Annotated in this window: 16 protein-coding genes; 9 read left to right on the top strand and 7 right to left on the bottom strand. The window is 58.6% G+C overall.

From position 1 onward, the window contains the following. Positions 1–52: 52 nt before the first annotated feature. The 6 genes from ACR0I0_RS08645 to ACR0I0_RS08620 form a co-directional block, all read right to left on the bottom strand. A complete protein-coding gene (locus ACR0I0_RS08645; RefSeq protein ID WP_171636408.1) occupies positions 53–1,048 on the bottom strand; it encodes an ABC transporter ATP-binding protein in 996 nt (331 codons plus the stop codon). Then, positions 1,045–2,079, bottom strand: coding sequence for a Gfo/Idh/MocA family protein (locus ACR0I0_RS08640; RefSeq protein WP_480490996.1), 1,035 nt, complete (start codon positions 2,077–2,079; stop codon positions 1,045–1,047). Before ACR0I0_RS08640 ends, ACR0I0_RS08645 begins: the two co-directional genes overlap by 4 nt. After that, the gene (locus ACR0I0_RS08635) at positions 2,076–2,915 is read right to left on the bottom strand and encodes a carbohydrate ABC transporter permease (RefSeq protein WP_171229417.1); all 840 of its coding nucleotides are present in this window, start codon (positions 2,913–2,915) and stop codon (positions 2,076–2,078) included. The genes ACR0I0_RS08640 and ACR0I0_RS08635 overlap by 4 nt, the downstream gene beginning before the upstream one ends. A 10-nt stretch (positions 2,916–2,925) precedes the next feature. After that, positions 2,926–3,840 (bottom strand): carbohydrate ABC transporter permease, encoded by a 915-nt coding sequence (locus ACR0I0_RS08630; protein WP_480490994.1) that lies wholly within the window; start codon positions 3,838–3,840, stop codon positions 2,926–2,928. Between the two features lie 63 nt (positions 3,841–3,903). Then, positions 3,904–5,154 carry an ABC transporter substrate-binding protein gene (locus ACR0I0_RS08625; RefSeq protein WP_480490992.1) on the bottom strand — a complete coding sequence of 417 codons (1,251 nt, stop codon included), beginning with the start codon at positions 5,152–5,154 and terminating at the stop codon, positions 3,904–3,906. Continuing rightward, positions 5,151–6,074: an N-acetylmuramic acid 6-phosphate etherase gene (locus tag ACR0I0_RS08620; protein ID WP_480490990.1), complete on the bottom strand. Its 924-nt coding sequence runs from the start codon at positions 6,072–6,074 to the stop codon at positions 5,151–5,153. Before ACR0I0_RS08620 ends, ACR0I0_RS08625 begins: the two co-directional genes overlap by 4 nt. Positions 6,075–6,232: 158 nt before the next feature. On the opposite strand from ACR0I0_RS08620, the gene ACR0I0_RS08615 reads away from it, so the two are divergent. The 5 genes from ACR0I0_RS08615 (at position 6,233) to ACR0I0_RS08595 (ending at position 11,089) form a co-directional block, all read left to right on the top strand. After that, on the top strand, positions 6,233–7,120 hold the full coding sequence (locus tag ACR0I0_RS08615; RefSeq protein ID WP_480490988.1) for a glucosamine kinase nucleotide-binding domain-containing protein: 888 nt from the start codon (positions 6,233–6,235) through the stop codon (positions 7,118–7,120). Then, positions 7,107–7,862: a GntR family transcriptional regulator gene (locus ACR0I0_RS08610; protein ID WP_171636418.1), complete on the top strand. Its 756-nt coding sequence runs from the start codon at positions 7,107–7,109 to the stop codon at positions 7,860–7,862. The genes ACR0I0_RS08615 and ACR0I0_RS08610 overlap by 14 nt, the downstream gene beginning before the upstream one ends. A gap of 12 nt (positions 7,863–7,874) precedes the next feature. After that, on the top strand, positions 7,875–8,903 hold the full coding sequence (locus tag ACR0I0_RS08605; RefSeq protein ID WP_480490986.1) for an SIS domain-containing protein: 1,029 nt from the start codon (positions 7,875–7,877) through the stop codon (positions 8,901–8,903). Then, a complete protein-coding gene (gene nagA / locus ACR0I0_RS08600) occupies positions 8,900–10,033 on the top strand; it encodes an N-acetylglucosamine-6-phosphate deacetylase (RefSeq protein WP_480490985.1) in 1,134 nt (377 codons plus the stop codon). The genes ACR0I0_RS08605 and nagA overlap by 4 nt, the downstream gene beginning before the upstream one ends. A gap of 183 nt (positions 10,034–10,216) precedes the next feature. After that, positions 10,217–11,089, top strand: a complete 873-nt coding sequence (locus tag ACR0I0_RS08595) for a bifunctional allantoicase/(S)-ureidoglycine aminohydrolase (RefSeq protein ID WP_171724579.1) — start codon at positions 10,217–10,219, stop codon at positions 11,087–11,089. Here ACR0I0_RS08595 and bhcR read toward each other — a convergent pair. Then, complete coding sequence (bhcR, locus tag ACR0I0_RS08590; protein WP_171724580.1) at positions 11,067–11,915, bottom strand: HTH-type transcriptional regulator BhcR; 849 nt, start codon at positions 11,913–11,915, stop codon at positions 11,067–11,069. The genes ACR0I0_RS08595 and bhcR overlap by 23 nt on opposite strands. A gap of 169 nt (positions 11,916–12,084) precedes the next feature. On the opposite strand from bhcR, the gene bhcA reads away from it, so the two are divergent. The 4 genes from bhcA to bhcD all read left to right on the top strand — a co-directional run bounded on the left by bhcA (position 12,085) and on the right by bhcD (position 16,516). Beyond that, positions 12,085–13,275 carry an L-aspartate--glyoxylate aminotransferase BhcA gene (gene bhcA / locus ACR0I0_RS08585; protein WP_480490983.1) on the top strand — a complete coding sequence of 397 codons (1,191 nt, stop codon included), beginning with the start codon at positions 12,085–12,087 and terminating at the stop codon, positions 13,273–13,275. Further along, on the top strand, positions 13,275–14,243 hold the full coding sequence (bhcB, locus tag ACR0I0_RS08580) for a beta-hydroxyaspartate dehydratase BhcB (RefSeq protein WP_209835075.1): 969 nt from the start codon (positions 13,275–13,277) through the stop codon (positions 14,241–14,243). The genes bhcA and bhcB overlap by 1 nt, the downstream gene beginning before the upstream one ends. A gap of 27 nt (positions 14,244–14,270) precedes the next feature. Beyond that, positions 14,271–15,434 (top strand): 3-hydroxy-D-aspartate aldolase BhcC, encoded by a 1,164-nt coding sequence (gene bhcC / locus ACR0I0_RS08575; RefSeq protein ID WP_209835076.1) that lies wholly within the window; start codon positions 14,271–14,273, stop codon positions 15,432–15,434. Between the two features lie 116 nt (positions 15,435–15,550). Continuing rightward, complete coding sequence (gene bhcD, locus ACR0I0_RS08570; RefSeq protein ID WP_480490981.1) at positions 15,551–16,516, top strand: iminosuccinate reductase BhcD; 966 nt, start codon at positions 15,551–15,553, stop codon at positions 16,514–16,516. Positions 16,517–16,548 lie beyond the last annotated feature (32 nt).

The raw sequence follows: 16,548 nt of genomic DNA, 5'->3' as shown, positions 1-16,548 counted from the left end.
TGCATGGAAAAGTCGGCTGACTTCGGCCCCCAGAGCCCTGCGTCAGTGAGTGTCACGCGAGACGCGCACCCTGTGCGTCGAAGCGATAGACCCTGCCCGGAGAATATCCAAATCGGATGCTCTGACCAGCTTCAACCTGATGCTGCCCGAACAGGCGCGCGGTGATCTGGTGATCCTGCATCATGGCAATCACGTTGGTGTCACCGCCCAAATGCTCGACATGGGTGACGTTTGCGACCACCGGACCGTCGTCAGACAAAAACAGGTCTTCCGGCCGGATACCCGTTGTAATGTCCGCGCTTTCGCCGATCATGCTGGCAGGAAAGAAATTCATCGACGGCGCCCCAAGAAAACCGGCCACGAACTGGTTGGCGGGATTGTTGTAAAGCTCCATCGGGCTGCCGACCTGTTCCACACACCCGTCGCGCAGAACGACGATTTTATCGGCAAGAGTCATTGCCTCGGTCTGGTCGTGGGTCACATAGATCATCGAAGCGTCAAGCTGCCGGTGCAGGTTCGCAATTTCCAACCGTGTATTCATACGCAGAGCCGCATCGAGATTGGACAGAGGCTCGTCGAACAGAAACAGCTTTGGTTCCCGGACGATGGCACGACCGATGGCGACGCGCTGGCGCTGTCCACCGGACAGTTCGGAAGGATACCGGTCAAGGTAAGGTTCGAGGTTCAGCATCTTGCTTGCCCTTTCGACACGCTCGTCGATGACCTGCCTGCTCTGGCCCTCCTGTTTCAGCGCCAATGACATGTTCTTGCGCACGTTCAAGTGGGGATAGAGAGCGTAACTCTGGAACACCATCGCGATACCGCGTTTCGAAGGCGGGGTGAGATTCATGAGCTCTCCGCCGATGCGCACTTCGCCCGACGTCACATCCTCGAGCCCCGCGATGACACGCAGAAGGGTGGATTTGCCACAGCCCGAGGGGCCTACGAAGACGACGAATTCGCCGTCTTCCACCTCGATATTGATGTCTTTCAGAACCTCGACGGTGCCGAAGGATTTGTTCACGTTTTGCAGCGTCAGGGCGGTCATGTGCGTGCCTCTTTCAGCGAAATGGGTTGGCCAGTACGGATGCTGTCATCAGCGGCCAGGCAGATGGCCAGCGATTGCACGGCGTCGTTCATGTGGCGGGTCAGATCGAAATCTTCGGCGATGGCGCGCAGCATATAGGCCTGTTCAGCGTCGCAGAGTTCCTGATGGCCGGGCTCATCCGGCATTTCGATCGTCCGGTCACCGTCAGGGCGGTGGACCAGAAGACCGCCAACCTTGGTGTGGCCGTCAATATCCGCGGATGCGCCCTTGTTGCCATCGGTGATTGATACCGATCCGTTGGGGGACACGATGTCTTTCACGAAAAAGGCAGTCTCGGACATCATCGGGCCCCAGCCAGCCTCGTACCAGCCGACCGAGCCGTCTTCGAAGATCACCTGAAATTGGCCGTAGTTATACATGTCTTCGGCAATCTCATCGCTCAGCCGCAGGCCCATGCCATGCACGCGGACGGGATCGGAATCGGTGATCTGGCACATCACATCGACGTAATGCACGCCGCAATCGACGATAGGCGATGTCGTCTGCATCAAGGCCTTGTGGGTTTCCCATTCGCCCCCGCTGCTTTGCTGGTTCAGGTTCAGACGGAAGACATACGGCCCGCCGAGATCGCGCGCCTCCGAGATCAGTCGCATCCATGACGGGTGGTGCCGCAGAATATATCCGATCACCAGTTTCCGGCCGGTTTCCACTGCTTTTGCGACCACGCGTCTGGCGTCCGCAACTGTCGTGGCCAGTGGTTTTTCAACAAAGACATGCGCACCTGCTTCCATTGCGGCGCAGGCGAAGTCTGCGTGGCTGTCGGAATAGGTTGCGACGACGACCAGATCTGGGTTTGTCTCGGCCAGTGCCGCCTGAAAATCCGGATAGGCCGGATAGCCTGACAGTTCGGGATGGTCTACATGACCTGTGCGGTTGACCAGCCCCACGATCCGTGCGTCGGGGTGGCGATGATGGGCCAAGGCATGGCTCAGGCCCATGTTGCCAAGACCAGCGATCAGAACCCGGGTCATTTGACAGCTCCTGAGGTGATACCACGGATCAGCTGGCGCGAGAAGATGACGTAGAGCACCAGAACTGGCAGGATCGCCATGCTGAGCGCGGACAGAACCGCGTTCCAGTCGGTCACAAACTGGCCGATGAAGACCTGGCTGCCCAACGTCAGGGTTTTGGTCTCTTCAGCGGGTGCCAGGATCAAGGGAAACCAGAGATCGTTCCAGATCGGGATCATGTTGAACACGGCGACGGTCGCCATGGCGGGCCGGACCAGAGGCAGCACCAACCGGAAAAAGATCGTGTATTCCGAAAGCCCATCGATGCGCCCTGCATTCTTCAGGTCATCACTGACCTGGCGCATGAACTCGGACAGGATGAACACCGCCAGCGGCAAACCCTGTGCCGTGTAGACGAAGATCAGGGCCCAGAGTGTGTTCACAAGCCCTGTGGCGACCATCATCTCCAGGATCGCCACGGTGCCGATGCGGATCGGGATCATGATCCCAAGCGCCAGATACAGGCCCATCAACATGTTGCCCTTGAACCGGTATTCGCTGAGGGCAAAGGCGGCCATGGCGCCGAACAGCAGGATAAAGGCCAGTGAAACAACGGTGACGATCAGCGAGTTCTGAAAGTAGAGAAAGAAATCCCCCTGCTTCATCACCGTCTGGTAGCCGATCAAGGAAAAGCTTTCGGCATCAGGCAAGGCAAGCGGCTCGCGAAAGATGGCCCGGCGCGTTTTGAAGCTGTTGATGATGATCACGAAAACCGGGAACAGCGCGATCAGAGTGTAAAGGATCAGCGCACCATGCATTGCGGCGGTGTTCAGTGGATTGGAGCGTGCCTTGTTCATTGCAGAGCCCTCACAGCTGATACCGGCGCATCCGGGTCTGGATGCCGAAAAGGTAAATGCAAACACCCACAAGGATGATGGCGAACATGGCGCCGGCAATGGCGGACCCCATATACGGATCACCCAGTTGCAGCTGGAAACCAAAGAACGTGCGGTACATGAAAGTGCCCAGGATGTCGGTCGAAAAATCCGGCCCCGCCAGCGCGCCCTGAGAGACATAGATCAGGTCAAACGCGTTAAAATTGCCCACGAATGTGAGGATCGAGATGATCCCGATCGAAGGCAGGATCAGCGGCAGTTTTATTTTCCAGAAAGCCGAAGCTCCGGTGATCCCGTCGATCTCTCCGGCTTCAAGAATTTCTTCGGGGATCGATAGAAGGGCCGCATAGATCAGCATCATCGGGATGCCGACAAATTGCCAGACCGAGACAAGCGCCAGAGTTGTCAGCGCGTATTCTTCCTTGCCCAGCCAAGGCGCGAACAGGGATTTCAAGCCAACCGCGTCCAGCATCGAGGGCGCAATCCCCCAAAGCGGAGACAGGATCAGTTTCCAGGCAAAACCCACGATCACGAAGCTCAGGATCGTGGGAATGAAAATGGCCGACCGGTACAGTGCGGCAAAGCGCAGCCTCGGGTGTGACAGGATCGCGGCCAAAGCGATGCCGATGGGGTTCTGCACCAGCATGTGGATCAGGAAGAACCAGAAGTTGTTGCCCAGCGCATTCCAGAATTGCTCGGACCAGAGCGGATCAAGGAACAAGGTTCGGAAATTCTCCAACCCCACATACACACGCGCCTGATCGACTTCGGTAAACAGCGCAAGGCGGAGCGTGTTGAACAAGGGCAGGATCATCACCGCCGTGTAAACTAGCACCGCAGGTGCAAGGAAAACGGCGATGTGCCAGCGTAAGCGGCGGGTCTGCATGGGGATCTCCGGGGAAAAGGTGCCGGACGCGACGGGCCGCGTCCGGCGAGAGTGGTTCAGGTCTTACTGATGCGGTGCGTACCAGCTGGCCAGCCCGTCTTGCAGTTTCTTGCCCAAAGCCTCAGGGCTTTCGGTGCCCTTGATGGCTGCAACGGACGCACCCCAGGTCTCGTTTTCGAGGTTGGGCGTGCCACGTGACAGGATCTGATAGGTCGAACGGATGGTGCTCTCGCACTCATCCCGCCATCCGACGATTTCCTTGGCAAGGGGATCTTCCAGTTCAACCGGAGTATTGGACAGAGGGAAGAAACCGGGAACCGCATTGCCGAAAATGCTGGCGAATTCCGGGCTTGCGACCCAGGCCAGGAACGTGCGGGCAGCCTCCTGGTTTTCGCTGGCAGCGTTCAGACCGATGCCGATATCGGTATGGTCCGAGATATAGCAGGTGTCACCGGCATTTTGGACCGGCGGCTTGAAGGCGCCCATCTCAAAATCTGCCTGCGTGTTGAAACCTGCGATTTCCCAGCTGCCTGCCGGATAGATCGCAGCGCGGCCCAGCGTGAACAGGTTTTGGCTGTCGGGATAGGTCTGCGCCTCATACCCGTCGCCTAGATACGCGCCCCACTTGGCCAGTGTCGCATAAGGTGCAACCCACTGTGGGTCGGTCAGCTTCTGTTCACCCTTGATCAAGGCCAGACGGCCTTCTTCGCCCTTCCAGTAGTTTGGGCCGATGTTGTTATAGCCCATCGTTGCGGCTTCCCACTGGTCGTTGGTGCCCATTGCCATCGGAATATAGGTGCCGTCTTCCTTGATCTCGTCCAACACCTCAAAGAATTCTGCCTCGGTGGTCGGAACCTCCAGACCCAGTTCGTTGAACGCATCCTTGTTGTAGATAAAACCGTGGATCACCGATGCCATCGGAACACAAAAACTGGCCGACCCATCGTCTGTCTGCCACGCCGATTTGGCTACGTCCGAGAAATTGTCCATCGCATCCAAATCGGACAGGTCGGTCAGATGGCCCGCTTCGTACAGCGCCAGAGAAGCATCGAACGGGCGGCAGGTGATCAGATCACCGGCGGATCCGGCTTCCAGTTTCGAATTCAGAACCGCATTGTACTCCGCCGGGGCTGAAGGCGAGAAAACAACTTTGATACCTGGATTGGCCGCCTCGAAAGCAGGGATGATCTTTTCCTGCCAGAGAGCGAGGTCGTCGTTGCGCCAGCTTTCGATTGTCAGCGTGGCGTCTTGCGCATAGGCGCTTGTGACCAGCGCCGTGCTCATCAGAGCTAGGCTCAGAACTTTGCGTTTCATTTGGTTTCTCCCAGGTTGCTATGTTCGTTATTTTCATTCAGCCGGTTCATCGCATGACGCAGATGGCCATTCGTTTCAGCCAGTCGCTTTTGTGCATCCTCTACCGATGCGGCACCTGCGGCGACAAGTGCCGCGCATTTCAGGTTCCCATCCGCGGCCCTCAGGGCATCATCAGCACGTTCCGGTGATACGCCGGTAAGCTGGCACACGATTCCGTTGGCGCGTGCGCGCAATTTGTCATTGTCCGCCCGCAGATTGATCATCATGCCGTCCTGAATATGCCCAAGCTCAATGGCCATCAGCGTCGACAACGTGTTGAGAGCTATTTTCTGCGCAGTGCCGGCCCCCATCCGGGTTGATCCCGAGATCAATTCCGGAGGGGTCGCAAGCAGAACGGCATGGTCCGCCAGTTGTAACAATTGCGAACCCGCGTTGTTTGCAATCCCGATCACGGGCGTCCCCCGGTCGCGCGCCAGTTTTGCGGCAGCGACGGTATAAGGCGTGGTGCCGCTGGCCGAGACCGCGATGAGCGTATCGTTGGCAACCATATCCGACACCTCTTGCGCCAGCCCATCAACAGCGTCCTCTACATCCCCCGGCATGTCTGCCGTGATCGGCATTCCACCCGCCATATGAATGCGGATCTGCTGCGACGGGATGGAAAAGGTTCCGCCAAGCTCAAGCGCGTCCGAGGCCGCTATGAGGCCAGAAGACCCCGCCGCAAGATATCGAAGCTTGCCGCCCGACCGGATCGTCTGGGCCATGGCCGTCGCCCCGCTGCAAATCGGGCCAAGCGCATCAAGCACTGCCGTTGCCGCTGACACCTGCGACCGCGCCAGCAGGCCGGCAACTTCGGCCAGCGGACGGGTATCAAGCCCATGCGCATCCTGATGCAATTGTTCTGTCGCCGGCGTAATCAAGTGATTCTCCCCCAAGAACTCTCGATATCATACCTTTTAAATACCATTAGTCTACCATTTATTTTTTTCCATATTTTTGGCCGATATAGCATGAAATTCGCCGCTTTGGTCGCAATTAGGCCTTCAAAACACGTCAAAGGTATTATAAAGGTCTGTATATGGCAAAGTCATCAAAACCCATGTTCCTGGCCGCCGACGGGGGCGGAACGCGTTGCCGCGTCGCCGCTTTTGTTGATGGCAAAACACACAGAGTCGAAGTCGGCGCAGCAAACGTGTCCACGGATTTCGAGGCCGCCTGCATCGAGCTGCAGCGCGGTCTGGAAGCTCTGGCCGCTCAGGCGGGCCGTTCGCCCGAGGAGCTTGCGCAAGCGCCCGCCTATCTGGGCCTGGCCGGGATAACAGGTGACGCAATTGCCCGGAAACTTGCGACGGCATTGCCATTTCGGCACGTCCGGATCGAAGATGATCGCGCAGCAGCTTTGCGCGGCGCATTGGGGGCCATGGACGGGTTTGTCGCACATTGCGGTACCGGTTCTTTTGTCGCAATGCAAAGGGGTGGCACGATGAAGTTTGCCGGCGGGTGGGGCCCTGTTCTGGGCGATCAGGCTTCCGCGCAATGGGTTGGCAAACGGGCGCTGGCCAAGACGCTGGAGCACACGGACGGCACGGCCGGCCCTTCAGCATTGGCGCAGGATCTGCTGTCTCGATTTGGCGATGCCGCAGGAATTGTACGGGCCGCCGCTGACATGACGCCATCGGACTTTGGCGCCCTCGCCCCGCTTGTGACCGAGATTTCCAATCGCGGGGACGACTTGGCCAGATCCATCCTGCAGGACGGTGCGGGCTATCTGATCGACGTGATGAAGAAAATGGGCTGGAACGTTGGCCTGCCCGTTTGTCTGACCGGCGGAATTGGCCCCCTTTACGCGCCCTACCTGCCTGCGAACATGCAATCTGCTCTGGTCCAGCCCGCAGGCGATCCACTGTCCGGCGCACTTGCATTGGCACAGGCGTATCTGGAGGAAATCGAACATGAACATAGCTGATTTCCTGCGGCCCGAAGGATGGTTGGGGCACAGCTCGGGCCCGCGCTATGTACAGCTCCGTCAACGCCTTGAACAAGGGATCAAGGACGGCATCCTGCCTCCCAACAGTTCGCTGCCCCCTGAAAGAGAAATCGCCGAGATCACCGACCTGTCCCGTGTGACCGTACGCAAGGCCATTCATGAGCTGGTGCGCAAAGGTGCAATCGAGCAAAGACAGGGGTCTGGGTCGTTTGTTCGCGAACCCGTAGCGAAGGTTGAACAATCGCTGTCCCATCTGACATCGTTCACCGAAGACATGGAGCGGCGCGGGCTCAAGACGACCTCTACATGGCTGGAGCGCGGGGTTTTCCTGCCGTCCCCGGAAGAAATGATGGCATTGGGCTTGTCGGCAAATGAACAGGTCGCGCGTATCTACCGCCTGCGAGAGGCAGGAGGACGCCCGATGGCGTTGGAAAAAGCGGCCCTTCCGCTCGATATCCTGCCGAACCCCACCGACGTGACGGGGTCGCTTTACTCTGTTCTTGAACAATCTGGTCTGCGACCGGTGCGCGCGATCCAGAAAATCTCGGCCATCAACCTCGAACCGCCCGAGGCAGAGCTTCTGGATGTTGCGGAAGGTACGGCCGGGCTTCGGATTCAACGCACCTCATATCTGCAAAGCGGGCGGGTCGCTGAATTGACCCGCTCGATCTACCGCGGTGACGCCTATGACTTTGTGGCCGAACTGCGCCTGTCAAATTGAAAGCCTGGGAAAATGCCTGACACAACCACTCAGATGCGGCGCGAGATCGATGAGATTCCCGACGCCGTAGACCGCCTTCTGACCGAGGGCGCGGAATTGATCGCGCAAAGCGCCGACGAGATCCGGGCCCGCGACCCGCGGTTCCTGATCTCGGTGGCGCGCGGATCCTCGGATCATGCGTGCAGCTTTCTGAAATACGCCTCGGAACTGTTGCTTGGTTTGCCGATGGCTTCGGTCGGACCGTCGGTGAAATCCATCTACGGGGTCGACATGCGTTGCGAGGATGCAATCTGCATCTCAGTCTCACAATCCGGTCAGAGCCCGGATATCGTGCAGCTAACGCAGTCGCTCACATCCGGCGGGGCTTACTCGGTCGCGATCACGAACAACCCTGCCTCTGCCCTGGCCGAGGCGGCTGCGGCAACGCTGCCCATTCACGCGGGCCCCGAACTGAGCGTGGCGGCGACAAAGACATTCGTGACGTCTCTGGTCGCCGGGCTGTGGCTGATTGCGCAGGTGAAGCGCGAAGATCACCTGTTGCGCGCAATCCATGGGCTGCCGGATAGTTTGTCGACGGCAATCGCCTGCGACTGGAGCGCCGTGGCGGACGCGGTGGATGGGCGTTCTTTGTTTACCTTGGGCCGGGGCCTGTCTTTGGCAATCTCCAACGAAGCCGCGTTGAAATTCAAGGAAACCTGCCAGATCCACGCAGAAAGCTATTCGGCGGCCGAGGTTCTGCACGGCCCGGTTTCCATCGTGGATCAGGGCTTTCCAGTGCTTGCCCTGTCGTCCGGGGATGCAGCAGAGGACAATCTGGCCGAAGTTGCGGACGCACTGGCGTCCAAGGGCGCTGTGGTTTTCGCCACAACCGGCCGCGTTAAACACGCCACGGAACTGCCCCATGTCCGGACGTCGCATTGGATGACGGACCCGATACCGACAATCGCTGCGTTTTATGGAATGGTGGAGAAGGTGGCCACACAACGCGGGATCGACCCGGACACACCGCGCCATCTGAAAAAAGTGACGGAAACGGTATGACCCCCTCTACTGTTACCTTTGCGGGCGGCCCGATCTTCGATGGCACTGAATTGCGTGAAGGATATGCCGCACGGTTCAGAAACGGCGTGCTGGATGCGTTGCTACCTGAGGCCCAGATCGCACAGGATGACCAGATCGAGGATCTGCATGGCGACATCCTCAGCCCCGGCTATGCGGACTTGCAGGTCAACGGCGGCGGTGGCGTGATGTTCAACGACGATCCATCGGTTCACACGCTGACCCAAATCACCAGCGCTCATCGCGCGCTGGGTGCCACTCGCATCCTGCCAACCCTGATCACGGACACGGCCGAGAAAACCCGGGCCGCGATTGATGCCGCCATCAAGGCCGTTCAGACGGGTGTTCCCGGCATTGCGGGCCTGCATCTGGAAGGTCCGCACCTGTCTGTGCGACGCAAGGGCGCACATGATGCCGCCCTGATCCGCCCGATGCAGCAAACCGATCTGGAAATTCTGATCGACGCTGCAAAACACCTGCCTGCATTGATGGTCACGCTGGCACCTGAAAGCACAACCCCGCAACAGGTTGAAGAGTTGAAACGCGCGGGGGTCATCGTTTCTCTGGGGCATACGGACGCGCCTTTTGAAACCTGCCAGGCGTTTTCAAGGGCCGGGGCGCAGTGCGCAACGCATCTGTTCAATGCGATGAGCCAGCTTGGCAGTCGTGAACCGGGACTGGTCGGCGCGGCGCTATCCTGCGGATCGCTATCGGCGGGCTTGATCGCGGATGGCATCCACGTTCATCCCGATACGATACGGATTGCCTGGGCCGCCAAGCGCGGACCAGGGCGGATTTTCCTTGTCAGCGATGCGATGGCGGTCGCCGGAACGTCACTGACCGAGTTTCAGTTGGAAGGACGCCGGATCCGGCGGGAAAACGGCAGGCTGACTTTGGAGGACGGCACTCTGGCCGGGGCAGACTTGTGCCTGACAAAAGCGGTGCGGGTTCTGACGGAACAAGCTGGGATCCCCGTTCAGGATGCACTCGCCGCAGCGACAAGCGTTCCGCTTGGGATGATTTCCGGTAAAAGCACAGGACTGAAACCTGACCTGTCGCAGATGATACGGATTGCCCCGGATCTGTCCGGGGTCAGACCGGTGCAACCCTGACCCAATCCTTGTTGGTCCGACCGGCTGCGCAGCGCACGCATGATGCCAATGCTGCGCGCGCTTAACGACGGCCAAATTCTGATTTTTCAAATCTTCACGAATAGAGCTGTCAACTTTTTGCGGGTGGTCCGCACCGATCCTTCGGCGCATATTTCAGGCATATGACATTTTTCAGGAGCATGCATGACCGCCAAGTATTATTCTCCACACGGTGGGCACCCTGGTCAGGAGCAATTGCTGACTGACCGCGCCGTATTTACTGACGCTTATGCAGTGATCCCAAAGGGAACGATGCGGGATATCGTGACCAGTTTTCTGCCGTTTTGGGACGACACCCGCTTATGGGTGATATCCCGCCCGCTAAGCGGCTTTGCCGAAACCTTTTCGCAATACATCATGGAGGTTCAGCCCGGCGGTGGCTCTGACCGTCCTGAGACCGATCCCGAAGCCGAAGGCGTTTTGTTCGTGGTCGAAGGCACAGCGACCTTGACGGCCGACGGCACGACCCATGAACTGACGCCCGGCGGCTATGCCTACCTGCCCGCTGAATGCAACTGGACCTTACGAAACCGAGGCGGTGAGACCCTGCGCTTCCATTGGATTCGAAAGGCTTATGAAGCGGTGGAAGGGCTTGACCGCCCGGACGTTCTGGTTCTCAACGAAAATGAGATCACGCCGACGCCGATGCCCGGAACCGACGGCAAATGGGCCACGACGCGCTTTGTCGATCCAAGTGACCTGCGGCACGATATGCACGTGACCGTGGTGACTTTCGAGCCCGGCGCCGTCATTCCTTTCCTTGAAACACATGTGATGGAACATGGTCTGTATGTTCTTGAGGGAAAGGCCGTCTACAGGCTGAACAATGATTGGGTAGAGGTCGAGGCCGGCGATTACATGTGGTTGCGCGCGTTCTGCCCGCAGGCCTGTTATGCGGGCGGACCGGGTAAGTTCCGTTACCTGCTGTACAAAGACGTGAACCGTCATATGGCCCTGCGGCCGGGACCAGCGGCTTATCCGCAGCACCGGAGCCTCAAGACAGCGGCGCAGAAATAGTCCCGCCGATGGCCAGAGTTAACTGACGCGCCGCCTCGATGACGGGGCGGCTTAGGCGCGCGATTTCGGCTTCGCTGACGCGGCTTGTCGGTCCGGATACCGAAATCCCGGCTACAGCCTCTCGGTTGATATCGAAAACCGGCGCAGCGATACATCGCATACCCGCGTTTTTTTCTTCGTTGTCTATCGAGAAGCCCTGTGCCCTGACCATGGCAAGATCTTCTTTCAGCACGGCCGGGCTGGTAATCGACCGGTCCGTGAAGGCCCACAGTTCCGTCTTGGCCAACAGCCGGTCCAGCCGATCTTCATCCATATATGCCAACAAAGCTTTCCCGATGCCCGATGCGTGCATCGGAGACAGCGTGCCCGGTGGGAAAAACGCCCGGATGCTGGCATGGGTTTCAACCTGGCTCAGGAACAACACCATTCCTTCTTTTTCGACCCCCAGGTTTGCAGTCTCGCCGGTGGCCTCCATCAGCTTTCGCATCACGGGTCGGGCCCGGTCCACAAGGCTGGTGCGACGCAGGAAGCGCGAGCCGATTACGAACGCACGAGGACCGATGTGCCAGACCTGCTCGTCATGATCGAACTCGACAAGTCCCCTGCCCTCTAGTGTAACGAGAATTCGGTAAACTGTGGCGGGCGACTGGCCCATTTCGTCGGATAGCGCGGTTAACGCCTTGCCCTGCGCTTCACTCAAATACTCAAAAACTTCCATCGCACGGTCGAGAGATTTGATCGTGTTTTGCGCTGTCTTGTCGTCCCATCCTCGTGGTCTTCCACGGGCTTTTCTGCGGACTTCGCGAGTATTGTCTTGAGAATCCATAAAAACCCTTTGATCATTCGTGAAAGACTAATTCATGATATGAAAAATATAAGGCTCTGACAATTATAAATTAAATCCAAAACGTGGTGTTTTGAAAGGCTTTTTCAAAAATATATCGGGCAGAGCGGCTAGAACTTATTGTGTGGTCAACGACGGAAGGAGACCACCCATGAGCTTTCAAAATCCCGTTTTCATTCCGGGCCCGACCAATATCCCCGAAAGCCTGCGCAAGGCTTGCGACATGCCCACGATCGACCACCGCTCGCCGCTGTTCGGGCAGATTCTGCACCCAGCCCGCGCGGGTGTGCAAAAAATTCTGAAAAGCGACAGCGCCGAAATCTTCATTTTCCCGTCGACCGGAACCGGAGGCTGGGAGACCGCGCTGACCAACACCCTGTCGGCCGGTGACAAGGTTCTGGCGGCGCGCAACGGCATGTTCAGCCATCGCTGGATCGATATGTGCCAGCGCCACGGTCTGAATGTCGAGATCGTCGAAACCCCTTGGGGCGAAGGGCTGCCAGCCGATCGTTACGAAGAGATTCTGACCGCCGACACAAGCCACGAAATCAAGGCTGTTCTTGCCACGCATAACGAAACGGCGACCGGTGTGAAATCGGATATTGCCGCTGTACGCAAGGCTCTGAATGCTGCCGGGCACCCTGCAATGCTGTTCGTCGATGGTGTTTCATCGATCGGATCCATGGATTTCCGTTTTGACGAATGGGGCGTTGATGTGGCCGTCACGGGTTCGCAGAAAGGGTTCATGTTGCCTGCGGGCCTTGCCATCGTCGGGTTTAGCCAGCGGGCAATGGACGCGACCAGCACAGGGACCCTGCCCCGCACCTTCTTTGACGTGCACGACATGGCGAAAGGCTATGCCAACAGCGCATACCCTTACACACCTGCGGTTGGCTTGATGAATGGCCTCAATCAGGCCTGTAACATGCTGCTGGGTGAAGGTTTGGAAAACGTCTTTGCCCGGCATCACCGTATTGCCGAAGGCGTACGCGCCGCCGTGGGCGCTTGGGGGCTGGACCTGTGCGCGGCGAACCCTTCGGTTTATTCTGACACCGTCAGCGCGATCCGTACGCCAAACGGTTTCAACGCCACCGATATTGTCACGCACGCGGCCGAAAAATACGGCGTTGCCTTCGGTGTCGGTCTTGGCGAAGTCGCGGGCAAGGTATTCCGCATCGGGCATCTGGGAAGCCTGACGGATGTCATGGCCCTGTCCGGGATTGCCACCGCTGAAATGTGCATGGTCGACCTGGGCCTGAACATCCAGTTGGGCTCGGGCGTGGCGGCTGCGCAGGAATACTATCGCGGTCATTCGGGCGCCATTCAAAAGGACGCCGCGTGATGAAGGATTGCAACATGAATATCCCTACCTACGAGGACATGCTGGCGGCACATGATCGGATTGAACCTTTCATCCGCCGCACACCGGTCCGCACATCAGACTATCTGAACGAGCTATCCGGTGCACAGCTGTTCTTCAAATGTGAAAACTTTCAGGAACCGGGCGCCTTCAAGGTTCGCGGCGCTGCAAACGCCGTGTTTGGCCTTGACGACGAACAGGCCAGGAAAGGCGTCGCAACCCATTCTTCGGGCAACCACGCCTCGTGCCTGTCCTATGCGGCAATGAAGCGGGGCATACCGTGCAATGTCGTCATGCCGCGCACAGCGCCACAGGCAAAGAAAGACACGGTGCGGCGCTATGGTGGGAAGATCACGGAATGTGAGCCCTCCACCTCGTCGCGCGAAGCAACCTTTGCCGAGGTTCAGGCCGCAACGGGCGGGGATTTCGTCCATCCCTACAACGATCCGCGCGTGATTGCCGGGCAAGGCACCTGTTCGCGCGAGTTCATCGAGCAGACCGATGGTCTGGATGCGGTTGTCGCACCTATCGGCGGCGGCGGCATGGTGTCCGGCACCTGTCTGACACTTTCGACGCTCGCCCCGGAAACCGCGATCATCGCGGCGGAACCGGAGCAGGCCGACGATGCCTATCGCAGCTTCAAGGCCGGCCACATCATCGCGGATGACGCACCCAAGACGATCGCCGACGGGCTGCTGGTGCCGCTGAAAGAGTTGACCTGGCATTTCGTGTCGAACCACGTATCCGAGATTTACACGGCATCAGAGCAAGAGATCATCGACGCGATGAAGCTGACGTGGAAACACCTTCGGATCGTGATGGAGCCATCTTCGGCCGTTCCGCTGGCCACGATCCTGAAGAACCCGGACGCATTCAAAGGCAAGCGTGTCGGCCTGATCATAACCGGGGGTAATGTCGATCTGGACAGGCTGCCCTGGCTGAACGCGTGACATCAATCCCGACATAGGAATACGGAAATGAAAGATATGACCAATCTCGACGAATTCGAAGTAGGCTTTGACATTCCGGCCAAGCCCGGAATGGATGAAGAAGATATCCAGACCCCCTCTCTTGTGCTGGATCTCGACGCGCTTGAGCGCAACATCAAGAAGATGGGCGACTATGCCAAGGCGCACGGCATGCGCCACCGCGTGCATGGAAAAATGCACAAATCGGTAGACGTGGCCAGGTTGCAGGAGAAGATCGGAGGCGCCGTAGGCGTCTGCTGCCAGAAAGTTTCAGAGGCCGAAGTGTTCGTGCGCGGTGGCATCAAGGACGTTCTGGTGTCGAACCAGGTGCGTGACCCTGCCAAGATCGACCGTCTTGCCAGCCTGCCAAAGCTGGGCAGCCGCATTATCGTCTGTGTCGATGATCTGGACAATGTCGCGGATCTTTCAGGCGCGGCGGTGGATCACGGAACACAGTTGGAGGTCTTCGTCGAAATCGACTGCGGCGCTGGCCGGTGCGGTGTGACGACAACATCCGACGTGATCGAAATCGCCAAAGCGGTCGAAGCAGCCGAGAACCTGAAATTCACCGGCATTCAGGCCTATCAGGGGGCCATGCAGCACCTCGACAGCTATGAGGCGCGCAAGGAAAAGCTCGACACCGCAATTGCGATGGTAAGGGACGCGGTTGAAGGCCTCAAAGCCGAAGGCATCGAGTGCGAATTGGTCTCGGGCGGTGGCACCGGTTCATACTACTTCGAGTCCAACTCGGGCGTGTACAACGAACTGCAATGCGGGTCCTACGCCTTCATGGATGCCGATTACGGCCGTATCCTGGACAAGGACGGCAACCGGATCGATCAGGGCGAGTGGGAAAACGCCTTCTTCATCCTGACCAGCGTCATGAGCCACGCCAAGGCGGACAAGGCGATCGTCGATGCGGGCCTCAAGGCGCAATCGGTGGACAGCGGTCTGCCCGTTATCTTCGGCCGAGATGATGTCGAGTACATCAAATGTTCGGACGAACACGGCGTCGTCATGGACCCGAACGGTGTGCTGAAGGTCAACGACAAGCTCAGGCTGGTTCCGGGGCACTGCGACCCAACCGCAAATGTACATGATTGGTATGTCGGCGTTCGCAACGGCAAGGTCGAGACCGTCTGGCCCGTATCCGCCCGCGGACGCGCTTATTGATCCGAACTTGCCGTGTTTGGGAGGGCTGGCTCGGAAGCAGCCAGACAGCCGCCCGCGTGTATGCTCTCCTTCCGGTGGTGGCACGCGGGCGCACGAATGTTTGATTGGAGAATGAAATGCTGATCGTACCCGAGCGTGAGATCGCTGACCTTATGACCCGACAAGCGGCTTTTGACGCGGTCGAACAGGTCTTTGCCGCAATGGCGTCCGGCGACGCCTACAACTTCGCTGTCGTGCGTGAAGCCATCGAGCACGAAGATGCACTGTACGGCTTCAAAGGGGGGTTTGACCGCGCCGGCCTGACGCTGGGACTGAAGGCGGGCGGCTATTGGCCGAACAATCTGGAAAAACGCGGGCTGATCAACCACCAGTCCACCGTTTTTCTTTTCGACCCCGACACCGGCAAGCCATCTGCGATGGTCGGCGGGAACCTTCTGACGGCCCTTCGAACGGCGGCAGCATCATCGGTATCGATCAAGCATCTCGCACGCAGGGACGCCAAGGTCATAGGCATGATGGGCGCTGGCCACCAGGCAGCCTTTCAGCTTCGCGCGGCTTTGGAGCAGCGCGCCTTTGAAAAGATCATTGGCTGGAACTACCACCCCGAAATGCTGCCGAATATCGAGAAGGTCGCCAATGAAGCCGGTGTTCCGTTCCAAGCGGTCGAGCTTGACGAAATGACTGAGGCGGATGTGATCATTTCGATCACTTCGGCCTTTGCGCCCTCGCTGATGGCAAACCATGTCAGCCCCGGAACTCATATCGCCTGCATGGGCACGGACACCAAAGGAAAACAGGAAGTCGAAGCCGCCCTTCTGGCCAGGGCCAGCGTGTTCACGGACGAAGTCGCGCAATCCGTCAGCATCGGCGAAGCGCAGCACGCGGTGGCCGAAGGCCTGATCCAGGAAAGCGACGTGGCGCAGCTTGGCGCGGTCATCAACGGCACCGATCCGGGCCGGATATCGGACAATCAGATCACGCTGTTCGATGGCACGGGTGTGGGCCTTCAAGATCTTGCGGTCGCCGCGTCCGTGGTTGACCTCGCCGTTCGGAAAGGGGTCGCGATCGAGGTCGATTTCTGAAGCCAGACGGCGTCACCTTCTTGGGCATTGTC

The organism is Ruegeria sp. AG6, assembly GCF_056541565.1.
This window is presented reverse-complemented; position numbering and strand designations above follow the sequence as displayed.